This is a genomic window from Rhizobium sp. 05L419 (assembly GCF_056397845.1).
In genome coordinates this window covers 58,008-82,924 of record NZ_JBFTOF010000006.1, presented here as the reverse complement: position 1 = coordinate 82,924, position 24,917 = coordinate 58,008, and the positions used below count along the sequence as shown (strand labels likewise).

Here is a 24,917-nt window from a genome sequence, read left to right as displayed (position 1 = left end):
TTAAGCGGGCCATGACTGTGAACAGTCTCCCGAGAAAGCAGACGGACCGGCGGGCTTTTGAGCAAGCCTGGGACATCTCTGGAAGCCGGGTTCAAAGGGTTTGCCGATGGTGGCTTTAGGGCACCGCAGGCTGAAACAGGGTAGGGATGTCAAAAGGCATTCTGATCAGGACATAAGGTCGAGGAAACCGACATGAGCGATATCGCAGAACGCGTAAAGAAAATTGTTATTGATCATCTTGGCGTTGATGCCGACAAGGTTGTCGAAGGCGCCAGCTTTATCGACGATCTGGGCGCTGACTCGCTCGACACCGTCGAATTGGTCATGGCGTTCGAAGAAGAATTCGGCGTTGAAATTCCGGACGACGCTGCTGACTCGATCCTGACGGTCGGCGATGCCGTGAAGTTCATCGAAAAGGCCCAGGCTTAATCCTGAGCAATTGAGAAAGGGCGGACCCAGAGTCCGCCCTTTTTATTTCCGGCATGGTTCTCCATAAAACACAAAAGGCGGGGGAAATGCAGTCGATGAGACGGGTCGTTATAACTGGTACCGGTATGGTATCGCCATTGGGATGCGGAACGGAAGTGACGTGGTCCCGGTTGCTTGCGGGCCAGAACGGCGCCCGCCTGGTCACTGAATTCGAAGTCGAAGACCTGCCCGCCAAAATCGCTTGCCGTATTCCCGTCGGTGACGGCACGGACGGTACATTCAATGCCGACGACTGGATGGAGCCTAAGGAACAGCGCAAGGTTGATCCCTTCATCATCTACGGCATGGCCGCCGCCGACATGGCGCTGAACGACGCCAACTGGCATCCGCAAACCGACGAGGAGCAAATCTCGACGGGCGTACTGATCGGCTCCGGCATCGGCGGCATCGAAGGCATTGTCGAGGCCGGCTATACGCTTCGCGACAAGGGCCCACGGCGCATCTCGCCCTTCTTCATCCCCGGCCGCCTGATCAATCTAGTGTCCGGCCAGGTATCGATCCGCCACAAGCTGCGCGGTCCGAACCACTCTGTCGTCACTGCCTGCTCGACCGGCGCTCACGCGATCGGCGACGCAGCCCGTCTCATCGCCTTCGGCGATGCTGACGTCATGGTCGCGGGCGGTACCGAATCGCCGGTGAGCCGCATTTCGCTGGCCGGCTTTGCCGCCTGCAAGGCGTTGTCGACGCAGCACAATGATGATCCGACCAAGGCGTCGCGTCCCTACGACAGGGACCGTGACGGCTTTGTCATGGGCGAGGGCGCGGGCATCGTCGTTCTTGAAGAGCTCGATCATGCCAGGGCGCGCGGCGCCAAGATCTATGCCGAGGTCGTTGGCTACGGCCTCTCGGGCGACGCCTACCATATCACCGCACCATCTGAAGACGGCGAAGGCGCCGGACGCTGCATGGCGGCTGCGCTGAAGCGCGCGGGCCTGACGCCCGCCGACGTCGATTACATCAATGCCCATGGCACGTCCACCATGGCCGATACGATCGAGCTTGGCGCTGTCGAGCGGCTGGTCGGCAACGCCGCGTCGAAGATCTCGATGTCGTCCACGAAGTCCGCCACCGGCCATCTCCTCGGTGCTGCCGGTGCGATTGAAGCGATCTTTGCGACGCTTGCCATTCGCGACAACATCGCGCCGCCGACGCTCAACCTCGACAACCCCGAGCGCGACACGGCGATCGACCTTGTCCCGCACAAGGCGCGCGAGCGGGAGATCAACGTGGCGCTGTCGAATTCGTTTGGATTCGGCGGTACCAACGCATCGCTGGTGCTTCGCCGCTACGTCGCTTGAGGTCAAGCTCGACGTTCCTGACGGGCAGGGCAGCGCGAGATCGGGCTGCCCACCTGCATTTTGCCGCATTGCTTCGCAAGAAGCAGGACTTGGGGCCAAGTTTAGAGGATTGCCGGTGAGCGATACGAACCAGAGCAACGACACGATTGGCCAACAAAGCCAGCAGTCGCAGAGCGGGCCGATCATTCCCAAATCGCCCAACGAGGCACTGCGCCCGGAGCGCGTTCCGGAGCCGCCCAAGCGCTCCAAGAAGGCACGCAGCCAGGTCATCATCTTCCTGAACTTCCTGATGACGCTCGTCGTGCTTGGCTGTGCCGTCGCGGTCGTGGTCTTCTATTACGCCATTTCCGCCTATCAGAGTCCGGGGCCGCTGGAGGCGAACACCAATTTCATCGTGCGCAACGGTGCCGGTATCACCGAGATCGCCTTCAACCTCGAGCGCAACAACATCATCTCCGACGGCCGTGTTTTCCGCTACCTGACGGCGACGCATCTCAATGATGGCGAAAGCCTCAAGGCGGGCGAGTACGAGATCAAGGCACATGCCTCGATGAACGATATTATGGAGCTGCTCAAATCCGGCAAATCGATCCTCTATTCGGTTTCTTTTCCTGAGGGGCTAAGCGTTCGCCAGATGTTCAACCGGATGAACGAGGATGGGGTGCTCGAAGGCGACCTGCCGGCGGTGCTTCCAGGAGAAGGCAGCCTGCGCCCGGATACTTACAAATTCTCGCGTGGTACGAAGCGCGCCGAGATCATCGAGCAGATGGCGGCGGCCCAGCAGAAGCTGGTCGATCAGGTCTGGGAGAAGCGCGATCCGTCGCTCCAGCTGAAGTCCAAGGACGAACTGGTCACGCTTGCCTCGATCGTGGAAAAGGAGACCGGCGTTCCCGACGAGCGTGCGCATGTGGCGTCCGTTTTCCTCAACCGTCTGGGCAAGGGAATGCGGCTTCAGTCCGATCCGACGATCATATACGGGCTGTTTGGCGGTGACGGTAAGCCCGCCGACAGGCCGATCTACCAGTCCGACCTCAAGAAGGACACGCCCTACAACACGTATGTCATCAAGGGCCTGCCGCCAACGCCGATTGCCAATCCCGGGCGCGACGCTCTGGAGGCTGTTGCAAATCCGTGGAAGACGCAGGACCTCTATTTCGTGGCCGATGGTTCGGGCGGCCACGTGTTTTCTGCCACGCTCGAAGAGCACAACGCCAACGTCAAGCGCTGGCGCAAGCTCGAAGCGGACAAGGGTGCTGACCCCAATATCGCTGTCGATGGACAGCCCGATGGAGCGGCCCCCGCCGAGGCGCCTGCCGCTCCTGCACAGAAGAAAAAGAAAACGAACTGATTTCGGAGGTCGCATGACTTTGCAGTCCATGACTGGTTTTGCGCGGCGTGAAGGGACGACAGGCCGCTGGCGCTGGGCATGGGAACTGCGCTCTGTCAACGGCAAGGGACTAGATGTCCGTATCCGTTTGCCGCAAGGCCTTGAGCGGCTGGAGAACGACGTTCGGCGGCTCGTCGGCGAACGGTTCAGCCGCGGCAACATGCAGGCGTCGCTTTCGGTGTCCGCGGCCGAGAACCGCTTCGAGACGGTGCTTAATCAGGAAGCGCTTGCCGCCGTTCTCGCCTTGCGCGACCAGCTCGGCGGCATCATCGATCCGACACCGCTGCAACTGGACACGCTGCTCTCCATCCGCGGCATCATCGAGTTTCGCGAGACCGAAGACAGCGAGGACGCGCTCGCCGTTCGTGACGCAGACATTGCCGATGGGCTGATGGTCGCGCTCTCCGATCTGCGGTCGATGCGCGAACACGAAGGTGCCGCGCTCTCGCGTGTGCTGAACGACCACGTTTCGACAATCGAAGGGTTGACCGCGACAATCGAAGGCGACCCGTCGCGCTCGCCGCGTGAGATCGCGGTTAGGCTAGCTGCCCAGATTGCGATGCTGATGGACGCTGCTGGAAAGCTCGATCAGGACAGGCTGCATGTCGAGGCCGCGCTGCTTGCGACCAAGGCCGATCTCCGCGAGGAGATCGATCGCCTGAAGGCGCACGTCGTGGCAGCACGTGAACTGCTTGCCAAGGGCGGCCCCGTCGGTCGAAAGTTGGATTTCCTTGCACAGGAATTTAACCGCGAATCGAATACCATCTGTTCGAAGTCGAATGCCTCGGCGGTAACCGCCGCCGGAATCGAGCTTAAAGTCGTCATCGACCAGTTCCGCGAACAGATTCAGAACCTGGAGTGATACATGAGCCCGGTGCAGTCGAGCACGCCTATCAAAATCGCCCGGCGCGGGCTGATGCTTGTCCTTTCCTCGCCGTCGGGCGCAGGCAAGTCGACGATTGCCGGCAACCTGCTAAGGGACGACCACAGTCTGGAAATCTCAGTTAGCGTCACGACCAGGGCGAAGCGGCCGAGCGAGATCGCCGGAAAGCACTACCACTTTATCACGGTACCGCAGTTCGAGAAGATGCGCGACGCCGGCGATCTACTCGAATGGGCGGAGGTGCACGGCAATTTCTACGGCACGCCGCGGGAACCCGTGGAATCTGCAATGGCCGAAGGTCGCGACATGCTGTTCGATATCGACTGGCAGGGCGCGCTGCAGCTTCAGGACAAGATGAAGGCCGATATTGTCTCGATCTTCGTGCTGCCGCCCACCATGACCGAACTGCAGTCGCGCTTGCATCGCCGCGCCGAGGATTCGGAAGAGGTCATTCGTACACGGCTTCTGAATTCTCGCGCCGAAATCGAACGATGGCGCGAATACGACTATGTGATCGTCAACGACGATCTAGACGAGGCTTTTCGCAATGTGAGTTGTATCGTCAATGCCGAACGGGTCCGTCGAGACCGCCGCCACGGTTTGTTCGACTTCGTCAACAACCTGCTGACGGAAGAGCCGAAGCTTTAAGGCCAGCAAGTTCGAAGCGGCGGCATTCGCGGGGAGGCAGGTGGGCCGGCCCGGTCCGAATACTTTAACGCGCAGCCGTCTGTTTCCGGTTCATAACCCCGCTTCGGGTGGAGATGGGCTTGTCGGGTGTCCTATAGACAGTTCGCCAGTCGCACGAACTCGGCCACCGATAGCGTTTCCGCGCGCCGCTGCGGGTCGATCCCTGCCTTTTGCAGCAGTGTCTCGCCGCCGACGGGCTTCAGGCTCTGTCTGAGCATTTTGCGGCGCTGCCCGAAGGCTGCGTGCGTGACTTTTTCCAGGTCGGCAACGGAGCAGGGGATCGGATTTTCGTTCGGCGTCAGGTGGACCACCGTGGAGGTTACTTTTGGCGGCGGCGTGAAGGCCTGCGGCGATATGTCAAATGCCATGCTGGCGCTCGCGCGCCAGCCGCAGAGCACACCGAGGCGCCCGTAGTGGTCGTCCTCTTCCGTCGCGACGATACGCTCGCCCACTTCCTTCTGGAACATCAGTGTCAACGACTGCCAGAAAGGCGGCCACTGCTTCGGCAACAGCCAGTTCACGAGCAACTGCGTGCCGACGTTGTAGGGGAGATTGGCGATGACCTTCACCGGCCCTTCCGGTGCAAGAGCCTCGAAGTTCGTCTTCAGCGCATCGCCTTCGATGACATCGAGACGTCCGGGATAATGAGCAGCAATTTCCGCCAACGCCGGTAGGCATCGCGCGTCGCGTTCGATGGCGACGACCTTTTTTGCCCCGAGCGCCAGGATCGCCCGGGTCAAACCACCTGGCCCGGGGCCAACCTCGAAGACGGTCACGCCTTCAAGCGGACCGGCGGTCCTTGCAACCTTTTGCGTGAGATTGAGATCCAGCAGGAAATTCTGGCCAAGCGCCTTGCGCGCATCGAGGCCGTGACGCTGTATAACGTCGCGAAGAGGTGGAAGCCCGTCCAATGCGGCCATCAGCGGTGGCTCTCTGCAACGCGGCCAAGGTGCGCGGCAAGCTTGAGAGCGGCAACCAGGCTGCTTTCCCGAGCCAGGCCCTTGCCGGCGATGCCGAAGGCCGTGCCGTGGTCCGGGGAGGTGCGTACGAAAGGAAGACCGAGGGTGACGTTGACGGCATCGTCGAAGCCGAGTGCCTTGGCAGGAATCAGCGCCTGGTCATGATACATGCAGATTGCAACGTCGTAGCGGGCACGCGCTTCATCATGGAACATCGTGTCAGCCGGCAACGGCCCGATTGCGTCGATGCCCTCTGATCGTAGAAACTGGACGGCCGGACGGATGATTGTCTCATCTTCCTTGCCGATCGTTCCGTCTTCGCCGGCATGCGGATTGAGCCCCGCTACGACAAGGCGCGGTTGGGCAATGCCGAACCGATGGAGGAGATCGGCGTGGGCGATGCGGCAGGTTTCTATGATGAGGTCTGCTGTGAGTTTGTGTGGCACATCCCTGATCGGGATATGGATGGTGACGGGAATTGTTCGAAGCTTCGGCCCGGCCAACATCATCACAGGGACAACCGGCTTTCCGGTTGATTGCGTTGCCAGTTCTGCCAGAAATTCGGTATGTCCGGGAAAACGGAAGCCGCTTTCGTATAGAACGGATTTGGCGATCGGGTTCGTCACGACGCCGAGCGCCTCACCGCCGAGGGTCAGCGCGACCGCCTTTTCGATCGCTGCAATCGTGCCTTTTGCCGTGGCCACATGGGCCTCTCCCGCGATGACCGCTACGCCAGCTGGAATGGAGATGACTGGCAAGGCCTCGGCAAAGGCGGCGCTTGCTTCTGCACAGTTGGTTTCTCGGATTGCCACCGTCAGATCCAAGAGCCTTGCCCTTGTCGCAAGGACGTCCGGATCGCCGATGAAGACGAACGGAGGAAGCCCAAGCTCACGCCGCCGCAGCCAGGCCATCAAGGTGACGTCTGGGCCGATGCCGGCGGGATCACCCTGACTGAGCGCAAGCGGGCGCGAGAAGGAAATTGTCATCGGGTCTCAGGGGCGCAGGATCTGCGCCTTTTTGCGCAGCTCGTCGATATACTTCTTGGCATTCGGATTTTCTGGGGGAGCATCCTTGCTGCCCTTCGCGTTGGCCAGGTCTTCCTGGCGGAAAACCATCTCCGCCGCCTGGTCGTCGGAGACCTGGCGCTGGCTGCAAATCGCGAGATATTCAACGCCCCGCTCCGTCACGCGGGTCGCTGTCGTGTTGCCTTTGGCCTGCTCGATGAGCGGCTTCCATTCGGCCGGCAGCTCGGGCGCCAGAACACGGCCAAGCTCGCGAACAGACACGTCGCGCATCGTCGCGGCGAAGACCTTGGCTTGCTCGCATCCCGGATATTTCGAACGCGAGGCTTCGGCTTCGCTCTTGCGCTTGCCGACAATCCCCTTCTTGCTGGCGGGGACGACGAAGATCATTTGCTGGAGAATGTACTCGGTTGTTTCCGGCTTCTGCTTGTTGTTCTGCATCATGCGGGCAACGAGGTCTGAGTTCGACATCTTGTTACTTGCGCCATAGCGGGCATTGACCAGCCGTGGCCAGCTCATCTGCACTGCGATGAACGCCTTGAAGTGGTCGACGCCGACGCCCGACTGATTGAGAATCTGCGCCATCTGCGCAGCGGTCAGCTTGTTGCCGGTCGCAAAGCGTTGAAACGACGCATCGACGTCTTCCTTGGATACCGACATGCGAACGCGAGAAATTTCCTGCTGTTTCAGCGCCTGTTCAACGAGCTGGTCCTCGGCAGCTTTCGCATCGGCTTTCTGATGCTGCAGTCGCAGGAAAGCCTGACGTTTGGCAACGTCTCCGCTGGTGATCGCCGTGCCGTTGACGACGACCCTGACTTCGCTTGCGGCGAAAGCAGTTCCTGCCTCCGGCAAAGCCAAAGCCGTCAGCATGGCAAAAGCCACGCCGGCAATCATCGTCTTTACGGTTCTCGTAGCGCCAATCATCTATCGACCCTTCCCATTGACGCCGCGCTTTCACATCGCGGCGTTCCTAACTTATCAAGACAGACGGACATTGCAGCTTTCCTATGAGATTCAGCGCATGCCCAGATGTCAACCGGCGACAATGTCCTGCACAGTGTTACGGCGAAAGAAAGGCTCTCCTTCTTTCGCCGCACTGTAAATCCGGTCAGTTGTAGATGTTCGTGTTGGCACCGCTCAAGTCGCCGACGTTGATGTCGCCGAGCGTGCGGAACGTCAACTTGGCGCCGATGTTCCAATCGCTTGCGGTCTGGTCGCTTGTATCCCGCCGGTCCGAGTAGGCGATCGTGAAGATCGTGCACTCGTCTTCGTAAGTCAGTCCTATCGTCTGCCTGGTCACGGTATTCTCGTTCAGATCGTAGGCGACGCCGCCGAAGATCGACCAGTAGTCCTTGAATTTGACCGTTGCCTTGGCCTGGACTTCGTCGTTATCGGAATCGAAGCCGTAGGCGGGCTGTGCGGAGACGTGCGTATACAGAAGCTGGCTCTGGAAAGCGTCGGTTTGGAAGCCTGCAGTCAGATCGCCGCGCCGCAACTCGAAGCTCTTCTCGTCCAGGCGATAAGAAGCCGCGAATGCAAAACCCTGCGGTGTCTCCACGCCGCCGAGGCCGACATAGTCGGACCTGGTCGTTTCGAGACCGGAGTCGGCGCCCACGTTGACGAGATCATCGGTGTCGAACGAGTTCTGTCCGGCGAGCTGATAGGACTGTCCGAAAATACCGTGCAGTTTGTAACCGTTATCGAAGGTACCAGTATACTGGATGCCTACGTTGGCGCGCGTGCCGCCCTCGATGCGGTCGTAACCGGAGAACTTGTCGCGTTCGAACAGGCTGGTCGCGTCGAAGACGAAGCTCTGCGCATCTTCGTTGGGGAGGCGGCCAGCAAGCTGTTCATTCGGTCTCGCGTAGAGCTGAACGATCGGCTCGAACAGATGCGTGCTGTTCGCTGTTGAGGCGAGGATCGGATAACGCATTTCAAGGCCGGCCGTCAGCATGGTGCGGGTCGCCGCATTGCTTGTGTCGAAGTTGCCGTCATAGGCAAACTGACCGGACGTCGGCGGCGGCGTCATGTCCAGCGCGAGCGCATCGCCACGGGCAGCCAGCAATGGAGTGATCAGCAAACCCTCGGGCGTCACGAATGTACGCTTCCAGGCAAGCTCTCCGGTCAGGCGTGACGTTTGTCCTTCGAGACCGGGGAAGCGGTCGTAGCCGGCGCTACTGTAAAAATCTTCGTGAGACCGCGATAGATTCGTAAAATTGACATCGGCGGAGAGTTCGCCGCCTGCAAGCGGCTGCGGCGCGACGTAGTGATAGTCCATCACCGGATAGACGATCGGCTGCTGCTTTTCCGCCGTGTTGGTGGGATCGGCGTCCTGTACGTCGAAATAGAAGGATCGCAGATCGAAGTAGTTCCGCTTGCCAATGCCGGTCAGATAGGCCTGATTGGTTTGCGTCGAACCGTTGAGACCCTTGAGGTTGTAAGTGTAAGCGAAATTGTTGTCGCTTTGCACCATGACATTCCAACCGAACGCCCAGCGGGGATTGATCCGGAAGTCCGCCTTGGATGAAACAACACCACGGAAATCTTCCTGCGCGTCGCTGGTGCCTTCAGTAAATGTGCCCGGGCTCATCTGATTGATGCCCGCCGCCCGCAATACGTGCGTTCCGTTTTCGAAACGTTGCCGGAATTCGGCGTCAACCAGGAAGCCCTGGGTCGTATAGCCGGTCCCTGTAACCGTCGCGTCCATGCTGGGCGAAATGACGTAGTAGTAGGGAACCGAAAGCCCGAATCCCAAATTCTGCGCCGTGACAAAGCTTGGAAACAGGAAGCCGGATTTCCGCTTCACCGTGTTGTCGGGAACTTCCAGCCAAGGAACATAGGCTATCGGGTGGCCTAGGAGCTCCAGACGCGCCGTCTCGAGGCGAATCGTATGCTTCTCGCCGTTTTGAATGACGCGTTCGGCCTTCACTTGCCAGAAAGGCGGCTTTTGCGGATTTTCCGCGCAAGGCAGACAGGCCGTGTAGACGCCCTTGTTCAGGATCATCTCCGTGCCGCCGACACGTTCTCCGCTTTCGGCGACGAGCCGCGTATTGTCCGCAGTCTCGATTCGCAGCGAATTGATGAAACCATTTGCGAAGTCGTCGGTCACATCCAGCTTGTCGGCATACATTCGATTACCGTCGGGGCTGATGAGCTCGACGTTTCCGAGCGCCATAAGCCTGCCGGTCTTCTGATTGTACTCGACGCGCTGCGAGACCATTTTGTAGCCGGCGTAATTGATCTGTACGCCGCCGACAGCAGAAACGACTTCTGCATCTTTGTTGTAGACGAGCTCATTTGCCGAAAGAAGCATTTTTGCTTCTGCCGGAACATTGGGCTTCATGCCTTGTAAAGCGTCCTGTGCGAATGCAGCGGGAATGCCGCCTGAATAGCTGCACAGGGCTACGCCTGCGAACAGGGCAACCAATTGCTTACCAAAACTCTTGCGGTTGCCTGCCGCCACTAGCCATCCTCCTGATGAAGCAGAATTGTTGCACCCAAAGCCAAGGCGACGGTGACCGGAATCCACGTCGCCACGAAAGGCGGGACAACCCCACTGCTTCCGAATGCTTTTACAAGCACGGTGATCACATAAAGCACGAAGCCCGAAAGGATTCCACCCAGAATCACGGACCTCGATTGGTTGAACCGGCTAAATTTTAGGGACACTGTTGCAGCAATGAGAGTCATTGCCACCAACAACAGCGGTTGCGACAATAATGAGTGAAATTGAGTCTCCAGAGCCTTGGTCGGAATCCCGAAGGATTTCGCGGCCTCGATACGGCTCGATAGATTGAAAAATGCAATAGTTTCAGGGGCAGTAAGCCTCTGCTGGACGAAATCCTGTTTCAAATTGGTGCGAACTCGCACCTCATCCTTGCGCTCGGCGATCTCACCCGGGCGACGCTCCACGACGCTCTTAAGAAGCCAGTAACCATCCTCCAATTTTGCGGAGGCTGCATCCTGTCTCAGAACGATATGCCCGGTCGAATCAAAGTGTATCAGGACAGCATCGACAAGCAGTGTGCCGTCCTCGAGAATGCTATGCGCGCCGATGATTACGTCGTCCGCGCCGCTTATCTGCCGGAGCCAAGGGACCTGTGGTGCGCTGTTGGAAGAACCGTTGTCCCCGCGCCAGTTGCTTTCCACGAGTGCGGCCTGCCGCTGCCCCCATGCCGCGAGTGGATTGAGCACTGTCATAACACCAATGCCGAGCAGGAAGGCGCCCGCGACGAACGGCGACATGAACTGCCAGACCGAAATTCCGGCTGCGCGCGTGACGACAAGCTCGTATTTCCGATTGAGGCCGATCAGGACCGTCATGCCGACGAAAAGCACGATGAAAGGGACAGTCTGCTGCAGAATGAGCGGCAGGCGCACGGCCGTCATCAGGAGGCCGCCGGTCACTGTGTACCCAGGCAGATTCGCCATGCGGCTTGCAGTCTCGCTGAAGTCGACCAGATATACGATTCCGGTGACGCCGAGAAAGAACCAGATCGTGGTCGTCAGGTAGCGGCGGAAGAAGTAGCGCCCGAGTGTTCCGAAAATCATGCGCCGCCTCCTGTCGACGGCCCCGCGGAACGGTGGCGTCGCTGCTGGAATTTGCGCCAGAGCATGGCAATCCGGTCGATGAGCATGCCAAACAGCGACAGCCGCTTGTGAAGCGCGAGCGAAAGGATGGCGATCAGGCTGGCGACAACTGGGATGGCATAGAGAATGCCGATGAACATCGGCTCCGTGTCAATCTGGTTTGCCGCATAGAACGTCGCCCAGCGCATCGTAAAGGCCAGGACCAGGGCTGAGACCATCGGATGAAGCCGCGCCTCGCGATGTGATCGTGCGTCACCGGCGATGGCGAGCGATATCAGTGCGAATACCATTGGCAGAAGCCAGTCGGTCAAACGGCGATGCAATTCTGCGCGATAGCTGCCCGGCCGGGCGATATAGTCCTTATCGGTCAGATCGGGGCTCAGAAGGAACGGCAATTCGCGGTCGGACGCGCGAAGAGTTGCCTGGCCGCGGTTCTGGGTCAGATCGGAAAGGTCGAAGGAGTAGGAATCGAATCGGATAACCGAGACATCGCCGGCAGGCGTTTTGCGGTGGACTTCCCCATCGTGCATGATGAGCGAAGTACCCTTGGCGTCGACGGCGCCTTCCCGGGCGTAGTAGATGAGTTCGAACGCAGGGTCGCGCTCATCGACGACGAACAGGCCCTTCAGGACGCGGCCGGCGAGCCTTTCCGATATCTGAACGTAGAGGCCGGTGTCGATCCGCCGGAAATTCTTCTCTTCGATAACTGTAGACAGCAGGTCGGCATAGGCGGCTGCGATCATCTGGCGTGCGCCAGTCTTCGCTTTCGGCTCAACAACATTGTCCACCAGGAAGGAGAAGACACTGATAACAGCCGCAAGAACGAGAATCGGACGGAGGATGATGCTGCGCCGGGCGCCGGCCGCGTCAATGACGGCAAGCTCCGAATCGTTGTTCATGGTCGTAAGCGTCTGCGTTACGCCGATAACCAGCGCAAACGGCAGGACGACAGGAATGATGGACGGCAGGATCAGCGTCGCGAGCTTCGCAAACGAGCCGATCGACTGGCCACTGTCGGTGACAAGATTGATACGCTGCAGCACCTGCGTCGTCCATATGATCGCCAGCACAGGCAACAGGGCGACGAGAAACATCTGGCCGACGCGCCGCAATATGTATGTTTCAAGCAGTTTCATGCACGCCCTTGAACGCCCTTTGCGAACTCTTGCCGCTGCGCAGCGAAAATCATCTACGCTCTTTGCTTTGCTTTTGCGACAAGCCGTCGTCAAAAATTCATTCAAATTTCAGTTTTTTTTCCCGCTGTGGCGAATCGGCTAGTGCGAGCAATCCCGCGAAAACAACAAGTGACGAAAGCCAGCCGAGGACGACGTCCGAGAGATAGTGGGCGCCAAACGCAACGCGCAGTGCCGGCGCCAACAGCGAAATGGCCGCTAGGGGAGGCAAGAGCGCGGACCGCAAGGGCTGGGGCACGAGGAGGACGACGCAGACCAGCCAGCCGGCACCCGCCGCCTCGCCTGAGACGAAGGAACAATTCGACAAGCATTTGCCGGCCATGGACCCCGCCTGCACGAAGTCGAGATGGCCACCGAAATCAAGTGTTTCCGATGGCCGGGGTCGGCCCCAAAAGCTCTTGAGGATAAAATTCACCAGAACAATGGGACCGATGACGAGTGAGCCGAGCGCGACCTTGAGCGCGCGGGCGCGTTTCGCATTGAAAGTTGCGCCATGGTGCCTGCAGCAATCAATGAGCTTCCATAACAAGACAACGGCGACCATAAGAGGCAGTCGAAGGAACAGCGTCCGAAGCAGCTGAAGATAGGACACTTGCCGATAGGGAAAATGGCCACAGATTTCCCCGGGCGTTGTGGCGGCGTTGCAGGCTTCGAGCACAAAAAAATGTGCGGAACGGAGTGATCGATCTGCGGAAAGATATTGAATGCTGCGAGCAGCACCAGCCAGAGTCCCAGAAGGGTCCAAAAGACATCGGAGGCGTCATGCCGCCTATGCAGGAGCACCTGCGGTCTTATTGCTTTCAATGTTGAGATCAAAGGTCGACCCGCGTCCTGACAATGCGATCAGATCAATAGGCGCCGAGGATGACAGCCTGTTGACGCGATTTCCGCGTTGGTGAGGTTCAGAACGCCCGACGCAGGCTTGTTTTCGAGGGTGAAAACCGAAATGATCAGGGCAGAGGGCTCTCAAGAAACCCACTGGAGAAGACATGTCTGTCAAGTTCGATGTATCGTTTGAAAAATCCGCTGAGATTGCCGGTGGGTACGCAATTCTGTTGAAGGCGAAGGACGCGGATCTGTCCGCAGGCGCGCAGGTCGCAGATCCATCCGGCGTCGTGGCCAAGGCCGCCAAGATTGCCGGGTTTACCGCCAAGCTTGCGTCCGCTCTCGATATCGTTGCGCCTGAAGGATCGTCAGCCGAGCGGATCTTCGTCGTCGGTCTCGGCAAGGCCCAGGATCTGACATCGCATGATTGGCTGAAGGCGGGCGGAGCGGCGGCTTCCAAAATCAAGAACACCAGCCAGGTGACGATTTTCCCGGACGCGCCGGGCGCCACGGTCGGCGCTCAAGAGGTCGCCGACTTTGCGCTCGGCATGCTGCTGCGTGCCTACAGCTTCGATACCTATAAGACCAAGAAGACTGACGATGACGGCAACGGCAAGAATCGGAACGGCGCCGTCAAGGTAACCATCGTCACAGCCAACGCGAACGAGGCGGCGAAAGCCTTCAAGACCGCGAAGGCAGTCGCCGATGGCGTCAATCTGGCTCGCGACCTCGTCAACGAGCCACCGAACGTCCTCGGTCCGGTGGAGTTCGCCGCGAAGGCCAGGGAGCTTGAGAAGCTCGGCGTCGATGTGGAAATCCTCACCGAAAAGGAAATGCAGAAACTCGGTATGGGAGCGCTGCTCGGCGTGGCACAGGGTTCCGTTCGCCCACCCCGGCTTGCCGTCATGCAGTGGAAAGGCGGCAAGAGCGGCGAGAGCCCCGTCGCCTTCGTTGGCAAGGGCGTCGTTTTCGATACCGGCGGCATCTCCATCAAGCCGGCGGCGGGGATGGAGGAGATGAAGGGCGACATGGGCGGCGCTGCGACAGTCACCGGCCTCATGCATGTGCTTGCCGCGCGCAAGGCCGCCGTCAACGCCGTTGGCATCATCGGCCTTGTTGAGAACATGCCCGATGGCAACGCCCAGCGTCCCGGCGACATCGTCACGTCGATGTCCGGTCAGACAATCGAAGTCATCAATACCGACGCCGAGGGCCGCCTTGTTCTCTGCGACGCACTCTGGTATTGCAACGACCGTTTCAAGCCGAAGTTCATGGTCGACCTTGCAACACTGACGGGTGCGATTCTGGTGGCGCTCGGCAATGTGCATGCCGGCCTGTTTTCCAATGACGACCAGCTTTCGGAGCAGTTGACCGAGGCCGGGCTCGAGACCGGCGAGAAGCTCTGGCGGATGCCGCTCGGCAAGGAATACGACAAAATGATCGACAGCAAGTTCGCCGACATGAAGAACACCGGCGGCCGGCACGCCGGCTCGATCACCGCGGCACACTTTCTGAAGCGATTCGTGCAGGAAACCCCCTGGGCGCATCTCGATATCGCTGGGACTGCGATGGGCTCGCCGCTGGACGAAATCAACCAGTCGTGGGGATCCGGCTTCGGCGTGCGTCTGCTCGATGAGCTCGTCCGCGCCAACTATGAATCATGACGGAAGTCCTCTTTTATCATCTTACGGAATCCAAACTGGAGGATGCGCTTCCGCCGTTGCTCGACAAAAGCGTCGAGCGCGGCTGGCGCGTCTGCGTGCAGATGAAGGATGCCGCGCGTCGCGAACTGTTGGACCAGCATTTGTGGACATTTCGCGAGGACAGCTTCCTGCCGCACGGAACGGACGAGAGCGACCTCGCCGCAAGCCAGCCGGTGCTCCTGACCATTTCTGACGACAATGCCAACGCGGCAACGGTGCGCTTCATCGTCGACGGAGCCGAGCCGCCGCCGGTCGATGCCTATGAGCGCATCGTCTTCATGTTCGACGGCTATGACCAGGAGCAATTGGAAGGCGCGCGAGCGCAGTGGAAGCGGCTGAAAGGTGAGGGGCACTCCCTCACATACTGGCAGCAGACGCCCGAAGGGCGATGGGAGAAGAAGGCCTGAGCTGACTAGGTCAGGCCGCACTCCATGACGACCTTGTCGATAAAATCCCGCTTTGCTTTGGTGTATTCAGCACGGTTTGCGGCATGCTCGTCGGCCAATCCGACCTTCAGTTGCTCGTAGGCCCGGGCGAGCCTGGCATCCCCGCGAAGAGCATCGCGGAACGCGATCATCCGGTTCCAATTAAGGCCGCGATACTCCACGACATGAACGAGATGGGTTCGGCTCTGGCCCTTGATGCCGCGGCCGAAAATGTGGTCATCCGGAACGATATCGCTGCCAGCGTAGTCGTAGCCGATGCTTTCCATGGCTCCGATGCAGCCCAGACCGTCGGCAAAATGCTTCAAGCCGACCAATATGTCGATGATCGGTTTTGCCTTGATCCCGGGAATAGCCGTGCTTCCGATATGCTGGATATCGATCGCCATATCGCCCAGCGCCTGGCGTATCGCTTCCGCTTCGCCTTCATAGGCGACGTGCCACAGCGCGTTTGGCACGGCGAGGGAAACCGCCTGGTTCTTCAAGCCCAGTCCGAAAGATGCGTTGTCCCGCATGCCAAACCTCGCGAAAACCCGTGAGCGCTTCACAGTATCACGAGGTTTGGCGATTTCGATATCAATCGTGGAACGCGTCGACGAACTTGCGCTTGCCGAGCATGAAGGCATCGGCCACGTGGCGCAGCGGGGCAAGATCGACATCGGATTTGCCGGCCTTGACGATCTCGGCGAAGCGGTTGTAGAGCGCCGGGTATTCCGCCTCGGGTGCCGAGAACGTCAGTTCGCCGTTGACCGAAAGCTTCGAACCGCCTTCGGCGAGAACCATCTGCCCCGAGGTCGTTTCGGCCACGATGTCCCAGCTCTGCTTGCCTGTCTGCCGCCAGTCGAATTCGGCATGGACAGGCACATTGTCGGCGTCCTTGAAATGCAGGTCGGCTGCGATCGGCGCGTCGCGGTTCTCTGGGAATTCCAACGTTGCGCTGGTCAGGAAAATTGCCTTGGGCAGGATATGCGTGACGATCGAGAGCGCGTTGATGCCCGGATCGAAGACGCCAAGGCCACCAGCCTGCCAGATCCAGTCCTGATTCGGATGCCAGTGGCGGACATCTTCCTTCCAGATGACATGGACGCTCTGGATGCTCGTGGAAGCGAGGAACGACTTGGTGGCTTCGACGGCGGCAGCATAGCGCGAATGCCAGCTTGCAAAAAGCGAGACGCCCTTGCTCGCGGCGAGGCTTTCGAGGTCGGCGACTTCGCTCAGCGTCGCGCCGGGAGGCTTTTCCAGGAAGACGTGCTTGCCTGCCGAGAGCGCTTTGTGAGCAGCCTCGTAGCGATATTGCGGCGGCATGCAGAGAGAGACGGCATCGATCTCGGGCACCGCGTCAAGCATTGCTTCGATGGTGGTGAAGCTCTGGATGCCGTCGACGGTGCCATGACGGCTTGCCGTTGCGATCAGGTTGAAATCCGGGTTCCTGGCAACGGAGGGAAGGTGCTGGTCGCGGACAATCTTGCCGACGCCGACAATGGCGAGGTTGATGGGTGACATGCTGGTGGCTCGCATTGGTGTTTCGCTCAAAAGTATGATTTATTTTAAATCTGTTCTATCAGAAAGGAGCTGGCGGGCAAGCGCCGGCTGTCGGTTACAACGATGCCATTTCAGCCGGAGCCGCGGGCTTTTTGAATTTCAGCGTCACGACCTTGTAGCCCTCGGCTTCGAGCTTGGTGAGGAGCGTAGGCAGCATCGTGGCGGTGCGATTATGGATGTCGTGCATGAGGATGATGCCGCGGCCGCGCTTGTGCAGCAGGTCCATCGTTCTCTTGGTGACATTGGCGGGCGTCACGCTGAAATAGTCCTTGGAGTCGATATCGACGTCCATCACGACCATGTCGCGCATCGCGACGGCTGCCCTCAGCTTGTGGCTATCGGCCAGATAGGGAAAACGGAAGAAGTTGACATCCACGCCGGTTGCCTTCGTCACTGCCGCTTCACCGCGCGTTACTTCCGCCATCGCTATGTCGAAGGTCAGCGATGCCAGGTTGTCATGCTTGTAGGTATGGCTGCCGATTGCATTTCCGTCCGTGGCAACCTTGCGGGCGAGGGCCGGATGCAGCTCGGCCATTTCGCCGACCATCATGAAGGCGCCCTTGACGCCGAACTCGTCGAGTGTCGCAAGCACGCGGTCCGTGCGTCCGGGGATCGGGCCGTCATCGAAGGAGAGGATGACCTCCTTGTCCTGCAGGCGCAACTCGTGCAGCGAAGAGATCGTCAGCGCGCGCCCGGCCAGGTGGTGCTTGCCACTATAACGTGAAACTGGCAGATCGCCGACATCAGCATCGGCCGGTGCCTGCTTGCCTTCGGGGGAAACGATGGAAGAGGTTTTTATGGTCGTATCGGGAGCGGGATGTCTTGCGGTTTGGCAACCGGCAAGAGCGGCACATAGAATGAGACCGGAATAAACAGTGAAGCGATGCATGAAAGTTGGCTCAGCAAATCAGTAATGAATGTTGAGACAACCTTTCGGATTATGGTTAACGATCGGTTTCAATCGCTGCAGATTGCGTTAACGAACGCCAAATTTCGGCATGCTTGCAAATGCCTGTGACTATCCTGCCATAGCCTCTTCGTATTGGGAGGAGAGTTCCATCCACTGTTCCTCAGCGGCAGCGAGCTTTGCCGCTGCCTCGCCACGCTGCTTTGCCTTGTCGGCGGCCTTGGCAGGCGCCTTCTCGTAGAGCACAGGATCTGCAAGCTCCGCATCAAGTGCCTGAATCAGTTTCTCCAGTTTGCCGGTCAAGGATTCAATTTCATTGATTTTTTTCTTGAGCGGGGCAAGCGATGCGCGCTTCCCGGCGTTCAGCTTGCGCTGATCGGCTTTCGATCCCGCGTCTTCATTCAGCTGCGGCTTTTCTTCTTTTTTTTTACCGGATGCGACGACGATGTCACGGTACTCGTCCATATCGCCTTCAAAGGTCGTCACCGTGCCATTGTTGACCAGCCAGAGCCGGTCGACAGTTGCTTCAATCAGATGCCGGTCGTGGGAAATCAGGATGACGGCGCCCTCATAATCATTCAGCGCTTCGATAAGCGCACGGCGGCTGTCGATATCGAGGTGGTTCGTCGGCTCGTCGAGGATCAGCAGGTTCGGTGCATGGAAGGCCGCGAGCCCCATCAGCAGGCGTGCCTTCTCGCCACCCGAAAGATCCTTGGCCGCCGTCGCCATTTTCTCGGTCGCGAGGCCCATCTGTGCCACGCGGGCGCGCACCTTTGCCTCCGGTGCCTCCGGCATCAGGCGCCGGACGTGTTCGACGGCCGATTGGTCGGGAATGAGGTCATCGAGCTGATGCTGGGCGAAAAAACCGATCTTCAGGCTTGGCGCAAGCTTGACCTCGCCGGTTTCCGCCTTGAGGCGGCCGGAGATGAACTTTGCGAAAGTCGACTTGCCGTTGCCGTTCGAGCCAAGCAGCGCGATCCGGTCGTCGTTGTCGATGCGAAGGTTGAGGTTGCGCAGGATCGGGTTTCCAGGCTCGTATCCGACGGCGCCGCCGCTGATGGCAACGATCGGGGAGGCGGGTTGTCTTTCGGGTTCGGGGAAGGTGATCGGTTGCACGTGATCCTCGATCACAGCCGAGACTGTCCCCATGCGCTCCAGCGCCTTCACGCGGCTCTGCGCCTGGCGCGCCTTGGTGGCCTTCGCCTTGAAGCGGTCGATGAAGCTTTGCAGGTGTTTGCGAGCGGCATCGTTTTTCGCCTTCGCTTTGGTCTGCAATTCGTCGGCCTCGGCCTTCTGACGTTCGAACTGGTCGTAACCGCCGCGATAGAAGGTCAGCTTCTTCTGGTCCAGGTGAACGATCGAGTTGACCGCGTTGTTGAGAAGGTCGCGGTCGTGGCTGATGATGATGACGGTGTGCGGGTAGCGGCGAATATAGTCCTCGAGCCACAGAGTGCCTTCAAGGTCGAGATAGTTCGTCGGCTCGTCGAGGAGCAGCAGGTCGGGTTCGGAAAAAAGCACGGCGGCAAGTGCCACGCGCATCCGCCAGCCGCCCGAAAATGCCGAAGCTGGACGCGACTGCGCCTCCTGATCGAAACCGAGACCGGCAAGAATGGCTGCAGCGCGGGCTTCGGCCGAATGTGCGTCGATGTCGACGAGCCGCATCTGGATATCCGCGATGCGGTGCGGATCGGTGGCGGTTTCCGCTTCCGCGACCAGGGCGGCGCGCTCCTTGTCGGCTGCGAGCACGATTTCGATCAGTGCGTCTTCCGTCCCAGGCGCTTCCTGGGCGACCTGCCCGATCCGCGTGTTCTTGGGGATCGACACTGTGCCTGTTTCCGACCCCAGGTCACCGGTGATGACCCGAAACAGTGTTGACTTGCCGGCGCCGTTGCGACCCACCAGGCCGGCCTTGGTGCCGGATGGCAGCGAAACGCTGGCGTGGTCGAGAAGCAGCCGGCCGGCAATGCGTGCGGAAATATCGGTAATCGTGATCATAGGCGGCGTTTTGGCCGAAACCTGCGATCAGCGCAAGACCTTGTCGCTTAGCGTCCGAAGGCCTGGATGGGTTGACGGCGGTTCGACTGGGCTGCATGCAGCGCAATGCGGGCGTTCGCCACCAGTTGCGATGCCGTCACCGCGTCCGCGCTCAATGCCACCCCCAGCGAGATCGTCAGCCGCGTAGCACCCACAGTGTCGGTGGCGGCAAAGACAACATTCTCTTCGACGGAGGTCCGCAGCCGCTCGGCGATCGCCATCGCCTCCTGCACCCCTACATTGGCAAACAGGAACGTGAATTCGTCGCCATCCGTGCGAGAAACGAAATCGTTCTTCTTGATCGATTTTCGAAAGAGGTCGCCAAGCTTCTTGAGCAGCCTGCTACCGGCTTGGGTGCCGTAGCGGCCGTTGAGCGCTTTGAAATCGTCGATGTCGACCATGATGAGCGCGCTGCCAGAGGCGCCGTCTTCGCGTTCGTAGAGATCGAGCATCGTCTTGTTGAGCGCGACGCGGTTTGGAAGGCCGGTGAGTTTGTCGGTCGAAGATGCGGATTGCGCGGCCGCAACACCACGCTCAAGCGCTTCTAGCTTTTCGATGTCACCGCGGAGCTTTGCGGTAAGGTTCGTTTCGCCGGCCAATACGTCGGTCAGCGATGTCGACAGGTAGTCCATTTCGCTCATGAAGGATGCGAGGCTTTGCTGCTGGTTGCCCGCGATCGACTGCAGTACGGCTTCGGCGGAGCGCACAAAATTCTGTTTCTGGCGCACGCTCTCCGAGAGACGCGCCGCGATGTCTTGCAGCAGTCTCCCCATCTCGGCCTGGGATGACTCGCCGACCAGGCCACAATGGCTCACGAGCCGGTATTTCAGGCCGATCTCGTCGAGGGCAGGTTGCTTCGGCGCCGGACCAAGCGCTGCAATGTCTTGTGCCAGCGCTGCATTCTGCCCAATGATTGCATCGTGAAGCAGCTCGTAGTTGCGCGGCGTGCCGGCGATGCCAAGGCGTGCCATATGTTGGCTGATCCGCTGGATGTCCGTTGCCGGCACGGCCGCCGGGCGCGGGGCTTCGCGTTGCACCTGTGCACTCGATGCTGCATTTCGCATGACGGCTTCCTCGCTCATTGGCTCTATCCGGCCTGGCGTCTCATCCGCTATGCACCCGAGGGTTTAAAATAGCTTGAATTCGCCCCGGTTTGGGGGGAAGCGGCCGCACTGATCAGAGAACGCGGTTAATGCGGTATTGACTGAAGCCACTTTCTGCCGTCTCCGCGCAGGAAAAAGGCCAGATCCAGCGCCAGGCTCGGTTTGCCGAGCGCGGTCAGGATCATGTGGCACTGCCCCCGATGATGCGTCTGGTGGTTGAAGAAGTGCGAAAGACCCGTCCACAGCGGCTGGGTTATGGCGATCGGCTGGGTCATCGGGGTGTAGGTGAAATCCGCTTTAAGCGAGCGTTCATCGAGTTCGCTTACCCATTCGACGATGCGTCGATCCTCGACACGTCTTGCCAGCGTGAGCGAGGCAAGAGTGTCGAACAGGACACTGTCGAGTGCTGTGGGGGCCTCGCCGGTACCGGTGAAGCGCTTCATCCATATGCGATCGGCGGCGATCAGGTGGTTCAGCGTGCGGTGAAGCGAACCGAAGAAAGCGCCTTTGTCATCCCGAAACTCGATATCGGTCAATTCGGATGCGGCGCCATAGACGAGCGCGTTCGCCCAGCGATTATAGTCTGCGAGCATTCCATACTGGTGCAACATCTCGTCCCCGATCGTCGTATTTGCAGGCGACATTAAGCGATTTCCGCAACGTTGGCTTTGATGAGGCCATGAATATTCATGATGAGCGGCGCGCGCATCACCTGAGATGGCATGGACAGCCGGAGGTGCGCGAGGATGCGATCAGGCTCATGACAGGGAGGTGAAATTACCGCTGCCCCCTTGTTTTCAGGCTATTGGACGGGTAAAGACCGCCCACTTTTCCCCGATAACAGAGGATTTCACAATGGCAATTGAACGCACCTTCTCGATGATCAAGCCTGACGCAACGAAGCGCAATCTGACGGGCGCCATCACCAAGATGCTCGAAGATGCCGGCCTGCGCGTCGTCGCCTCCAAGCGCGTCTGGATGAGCAAGCGCGAAGCCGAAGGCTTCTATGCCGTTCACAAGGAACGCCCCTTCTTCGGCGAACTGGTTGAAGGCATGACCTCCGGCCCGACGATCGTTCAGGTTCTGGAAGGCGAAGGCGCCATCTTGAAGAACCGCGAAATCATGGGCGCGACCAACCCGGCAAATGCTGACGAAGGCACGATCCGCAAGGTTCACGCTCTTTCGATCGGCGAGAACTCGGTTCACGGTTCCGACGCTCCGGAAACGGCTGCGCAGGAAATCAAGTACTGGTTCTCCGACACCGAAATCGTCGGCTGATTCAAGAGTTCAGCAGATCTGCTGAACGCATTGAAATGACTCTCAAGGCCGGGGCATAGCTCCGGCTTTTTCATTCAGACGCCGGGCACTTGTCGGTGTTGGAGTAGTCCACGGTTCCGTCCGCTTTGAAGACCTCCGGGTTCATGTTGTAGAACGGCCCGACGACGAGCGGCTTGCTTGGCAGCATCGCGGCTTGATCGACATCCGAGACAAGCTGCGTCTTCAATTCCTGCAGCGTCTTGCCGCCTGCATCCACCAACCGGATATTGACGGCATAAGGCCTGTCCTTGCGGATGCAATGGACAGGCGGGCTCTGCAGCGTAATCTGGTCCCAGGCAGGATAGACTTTTTCACTGAGCACGATTGGATCGCCGCCCGCCGGATCTTCGAATTCGGCGATTGCGACGGAGCCATCGGGAATGGTTGCTGTCTTTCGCAGCGTCACGAGATAGGTTGCCGTTGCGACACGGTAGTTGAAGACGAAGATATGGCCGCTGACTTCGACCATCTTCTCCCTCTCGCGCTGACATCCGGCGATGAGCCCGGCGCTCATTGCCAGCGCGGCAATGACCTTGATCCTCATGGCATCTCCTCCTTCTTCCGGCGATAGTGACGGTTTGCCTTGGCGCGATTGCCGCAGACCGCCATGTCGCACCAGGCGCGGCTCCTGTTCTTGCTGCGATCGATGAACAGCCATCCGCAGTTTCGGCATATCTTCGTGCGCTCCGGCTCGGAGGTCGAGATCAGCTTCAGCACCGAATGTGCCGTTGCTCTGTCCAGGTCGTTCGGGCCGGATGCCATGCGCAATGTCAACGCTGCTGCCTCGAGGAGTTCGGCGAGCAGCAGGTCATCGCTGCCCATCAGTATGCGCCGGCGGAAATATCGGTCCGTAGCTTCGCGCAACGCAATGAACTTTGCCCTGTTTTCCGCTGCCGCGGGCTGAAGGTCACCGAAAATCGCGCGCTCGGCGCAAAACGCGGATGCCGCCTCCGGAAAGGCCTCCAGTTGCTGATCGACCGCGAAACGATCGACACGGCGAGCATAGTCATGCCTGAGAATGACGCTGTTGGCGACATCCAGCGCCAGTGCGCCGCCTGAGAAACGATGCGAGGTCCACGAAAAGGTCATGCGAGAAAATATAACTGGTAAAACCAATTTTGCCAGTTATGATTTTTGCTGTTGGGAGTTCTTGATGGCCTATCTGCTGCAGCAACTGGCGAATGCGATACCGCTGGCCGCGCTTTATGCTGCGCTCGCCTTTGGTTATGCGCTCGCCTTCGGTGTCACGAAACGGGCCGACATAACCTATGGCGCGATCTTTGCATTTGCAGGCCAGATCCTGCTGCTCTTCACCGACTTCGGATACAACAGGCTTTGGCTGATCCTTCCGGCCGCCTTGGCGTTTGGCGCGGTGTTGTCGCTTGTCTATTCGATGGGGGCGGGGATATGGATCGGGCGCTCGATCATGTTGCCGCTGGTTCGCCAGTCTTCCAACACCGTCATTGTTGCTGCTCTCGGCATCACGATCGTCCTGATGGAGGCAGCCCGGCTGGCATCGAACACGCGAAGCCTGTGGCTTTCACCCTTTCTCAACGGCGGCGTCGTGTTCTGGCGCGACGGCAGTTTCGAGGTGGTGCTGACGCAGATCCAGCTCCTCAACACCGCGTTGATGTGCGCCTTCATCGCCATTGGCGCACTCGTCCTCAAACGCACCTCTTGGGGGCGTGTCTGGCGCGCGGTCACGGACGATCCGCTGGCGGCGGAGCTCTGCGGCACCAGCGCCGACCGCGTCTTTCTGGTAGCCTATGCCGCCGCCGCACTGGTGGCAGCGCTGTGCGGCATCCTGTCCACCGCCTATTACGGTACGATGGATTTTGGTGCCGGCCTGATGTTCGGCCTCAAGGTTCTGATGGTGGCAGCCGTGGGCGGCTATTCGGATCCGCTGAAATCGGCAGGCGGCGCTGCAGGTCTCGGCGTGGTCGAGACCTTGTGGACGGCATACGGTCCGTCCCTGTGGCGCGATTTCGTGGTCTTTTCGCTGCTCGTGCTTCTGCTGGTGCTCAGCCGGCGCGAACGGGCTATACCGTAGTCACTTCCATTTGTCGCGAGCCGTGTCGTCAGCATCCTTGGCGGTGATCCAAGCGCCGGACGACCCATCCTTGCCGTGTTCCTTCTTCCAGAACGGCGCCGCGGTTTTCAGGAAGTCCATGACGAAGCTGGCACCGTCGAAGGCGGCCTGGCGATGCGGCGCGGCCGCAATGACGAGGACGATATTCTCGCCCGCGGCGATCGTTCCGTAACGATGGATGACTGTCAGCCCTAGGAGGCCGAAACGCTCGATCGCGCGCGTGGCGATCCGTGTCATCTCCGCCTCGGCCATGCCGGGGTAGTGTTCGAGTTCCAGCGCTGCAAGCGTCCCGCCTTCATCGCGGCAGAGGCCGGAAAAGGTCACGATGGCGCCGATGCCGGGGGTGCCCTTCGTCAACAGGCTGACTTCGACCTGCAGGTCGAAATCTCCGCTTTGAACGCGGATCGTTGGGCCGGTTAAGGAGGAGGTCGAACTGATCGTCAAAA

At 59.6% G+C, this 24,917-nt stretch carries 24 protein-coding genes and 1 pseudogene; 9 read left to right on the top strand and 16 right to left on the bottom strand.

The genetic code is table 11. The features are described 5' to 3' along the window. Positions 1–192: 192 nt before the first annotated feature. The 5 genes from AC1DMK_RS09925 (at position 193) to gmk (ending at position 4,705) form a co-directional block, all read left to right on the top strand. On the top strand, positions 193–429 hold the full coding sequence (locus AC1DMK_RS09925) for an acyl carrier protein (protein WP_003502080.1): 237 nt from the start codon (positions 193–195) through the stop codon (positions 427–429). 95 nt (positions 430–524) lie between these two features. Continuing rightward, the gene (gene fabF / locus AC1DMK_RS09920) at positions 525–1,787 is read left to right on the top strand and encodes a beta-ketoacyl-ACP synthase II (protein ID WP_477858682.1); all 1,263 of its coding nucleotides are present in this window, start codon (positions 525–527) and stop codon (positions 1,785–1,787) included. A 115-nt stretch (positions 1,788–1,902) separates the two neighbouring features. Further along, positions 1,903–3,135 carry an endolytic transglycosylase MltG gene (gene mltG, locus AC1DMK_RS09915; RefSeq protein WP_037063984.1) on the top strand — a complete coding sequence of 411 codons (1,233 nt, stop codon included), beginning with the start codon at positions 1,903–1,905 and terminating at the stop codon, positions 3,133–3,135. A gap of 13 nt (positions 3,136–3,148) precedes the next feature. Then, entirely contained in the window at positions 3,149–4,036 is an 888-nt protein-coding gene (locus AC1DMK_RS09910; RefSeq protein WP_037063826.1) for a YicC/YloC family endoribonuclease, read from the top strand. 3 nt (positions 4,037–4,039) lie between these two features. After that, complete coding sequence (gene gmk, locus AC1DMK_RS09905) at positions 4,040–4,705, top strand: guanylate kinase (RefSeq protein ID WP_037063824.1); 666 nt, start codon at positions 4,040–4,042, stop codon at positions 4,703–4,705. Positions 4,706–4,836: 131 nt separating this feature from the next. Here the strand turns inward: gmk and rsmA are convergent, their stop codons facing one another. The 7 genes and pseudogenes from rsmA to AC1DMK_RS09870 form a co-directional block, all read right to left on the bottom strand. After that, positions 4,837–5,664, bottom strand: coding sequence for a 16S rRNA (adenine(1518)-N(6)/adenine(1519)-N(6))-dimethyltransferase RsmA (gene rsmA / locus AC1DMK_RS09900; protein WP_037063822.1), 828 nt, complete (start codon positions 5,662–5,664; stop codon positions 4,837–4,839). Further along, positions 5,664–6,689, bottom strand: coding sequence for a 4-hydroxythreonine-4-phosphate dehydrogenase PdxA (gene pdxA, locus AC1DMK_RS09895; protein WP_477858678.1), 1,026 nt, complete (start codon positions 6,687–6,689; stop codon positions 5,664–5,666). Before pdxA ends, rsmA begins: the two co-directional genes overlap by 1 nt. Before the next feature lie 6 nt (positions 6,690–6,695). After that, a complete protein-coding gene (locus AC1DMK_RS09890; RefSeq protein ID WP_037063817.1) occupies positions 6,696–7,649 on the bottom strand; it encodes a peptidylprolyl isomerase in 954 nt (317 codons plus the stop codon). Between the two features lie 184 nt (positions 7,650–7,833). Further along, positions 7,834–10,188 (bottom strand): LPS-assembly protein LptD, encoded by a 2,355-nt coding sequence (locus AC1DMK_RS09885; protein ID WP_477858676.1) that lies wholly within the window; start codon positions 10,186–10,188, stop codon positions 7,834–7,836. Then, positions 10,188–11,276: an LPS export ABC transporter permease LptG gene (lptG, locus tag AC1DMK_RS09880; RefSeq protein WP_037063813.1), complete on the bottom strand. Its 1,089-nt coding sequence runs from the start codon at positions 11,274–11,276 to the stop codon at positions 10,188–10,190. Before lptG ends, AC1DMK_RS09885 begins: the two co-directional genes overlap by 1 nt. Further along, the gene (locus AC1DMK_RS09875; protein ID WP_037063811.1) at positions 11,273–12,451 is read right to left on the bottom strand and encodes an LptF/LptG family permease; all 1,179 of its coding nucleotides are present in this window, start codon (positions 12,449–12,451) and stop codon (positions 11,273–11,275) included. Before AC1DMK_RS09875 ends, lptG begins: the two co-directional genes overlap by 4 nt. 97 nt (positions 12,452–12,548) lie before the next feature. After that, positions 12,549–13,312, bottom strand: a pseudogene (locus AC1DMK_RS09870) (phosphatase PAP2 family protein). A gap of 185 nt (positions 13,313–13,497) precedes the next feature. Between AC1DMK_RS09870 and AC1DMK_RS09865 the strand changes: the two are divergent. Together AC1DMK_RS09865 and AC1DMK_RS09860 are read left to right on the top strand one after the other, a co-directional pair. Further along, a complete protein-coding gene (locus AC1DMK_RS09865) occupies positions 13,498–14,997 on the top strand; it encodes a leucyl aminopeptidase (RefSeq protein WP_477858673.1) in 1,500 nt (499 codons plus the stop codon). Continuing rightward, complete coding sequence (locus AC1DMK_RS09860) at positions 14,994–15,443, top strand: DNA polymerase III subunit chi (protein ID WP_477858671.1); 450 nt, start codon at positions 14,994–14,996, stop codon at positions 15,441–15,443. Before AC1DMK_RS09865 ends, AC1DMK_RS09860 begins: the two co-directional genes overlap by 4 nt. A 5-nt stretch (positions 15,444–15,448) precedes the next feature. Here the strand turns inward: AC1DMK_RS09860 and AC1DMK_RS09855 are convergent, their stop codons facing one another. The 6 genes from AC1DMK_RS09855 to AC1DMK_RS09830 form a co-directional block, all read right to left on the bottom strand. Next, positions 15,449–15,994: a GrpB family protein gene (locus tag AC1DMK_RS09855; RefSeq protein ID WP_477858669.1), complete on the bottom strand. Its 546-nt coding sequence runs from the start codon at positions 15,992–15,994 to the stop codon at positions 15,449–15,451. 61 nt (positions 15,995–16,055) lie between these two features. Further along, positions 16,056–16,982: a Gfo/Idh/MocA family protein gene (locus AC1DMK_RS09850; protein ID WP_037063982.1), complete on the bottom strand. Its 927-nt coding sequence runs from the start codon at positions 16,980–16,982 to the stop codon at positions 16,056–16,058. Between the two features lie 94 nt (positions 16,983–17,076). Beyond that, positions 17,077–17,910, bottom strand: a complete 834-nt coding sequence (locus AC1DMK_RS09845; protein WP_477858667.1) for a polysaccharide deacetylase family protein — start codon at positions 17,908–17,910, stop codon at positions 17,077–17,079. Between the two features lie 129 nt (positions 17,911–18,039). After that, positions 18,040–19,923, bottom strand: coding sequence for an ABC-F family ATP-binding cassette domain-containing protein (locus tag AC1DMK_RS09840; RefSeq protein WP_477858665.1), 1,884 nt, complete (start codon positions 19,921–19,923; stop codon positions 18,040–18,042). 47 nt (positions 19,924–19,970) lie between these two features. Further along, positions 19,971–21,044: a GGDEF domain-containing protein gene (locus tag AC1DMK_RS09835; protein ID WP_037063800.1), complete on the bottom strand. Its 1,074-nt coding sequence runs from the start codon at positions 21,042–21,044 to the stop codon at positions 19,971–19,973. A gap of 107 nt (positions 21,045–21,151) precedes the next feature. Further along, a complete protein-coding gene (locus AC1DMK_RS09830) occupies positions 21,152–21,676 on the bottom strand; it encodes a DinB family protein (protein ID WP_477858920.1) in 525 nt (174 codons plus the stop codon). A gap of 244 nt (positions 21,677–21,920) precedes the next feature. Between AC1DMK_RS09830 and ndk the strand changes: the two genes are divergently transcribed. Then, positions 21,921–22,343 (top strand): nucleoside-diphosphate kinase, encoded by a 423-nt coding sequence (ndk, locus tag AC1DMK_RS09825; RefSeq protein WP_016553456.1) that lies wholly within the window; start codon positions 21,921–21,923, stop codon positions 22,341–22,343. 70 nt (positions 22,344–22,413) lie between these two features. Here ndk and AC1DMK_RS09820 read toward each other — a convergent pair whose 3' ends face one another. Beyond that, positions 22,414–22,926, bottom strand: coding sequence for a hypothetical protein (locus AC1DMK_RS09820; protein WP_477858664.1), 513 nt, complete (start codon positions 22,924–22,926; stop codon positions 22,414–22,416). Beyond that, on the bottom strand, positions 22,923–23,471 hold the full coding sequence (locus AC1DMK_RS09815) for a CGNR zinc finger domain-containing protein (protein ID WP_037063791.1): 549 nt from the start codon (positions 23,469–23,471) through the stop codon (positions 22,923–22,925). Before AC1DMK_RS09815 ends, AC1DMK_RS09820 begins: the two co-directional genes overlap by 4 nt. 64 nt (positions 23,472–23,535) lie before the next feature. Here AC1DMK_RS09815 and AC1DMK_RS09810 point away from each other — a divergent pair, with 64 nt between their 5' ends. Continuing rightward, positions 23,536–24,432, top strand: a complete 897-nt coding sequence (locus AC1DMK_RS09810; protein WP_037063789.1) for a branched-chain amino acid ABC transporter permease — start codon at positions 23,536–23,538, stop codon at positions 24,430–24,432. Here AC1DMK_RS09810 and AC1DMK_RS09805 read toward each other — a convergent pair whose 3' ends face one another. Beyond that, positions 24,433–24,909, bottom strand: a complete 477-nt coding sequence (locus AC1DMK_RS09805; protein ID WP_477858918.1) for a molybdenum cofactor biosynthesis protein MoaE — start codon at positions 24,907–24,909, stop codon at positions 24,433–24,435. Positions 24,910–24,917: the final 8 nt, after the last annotated feature.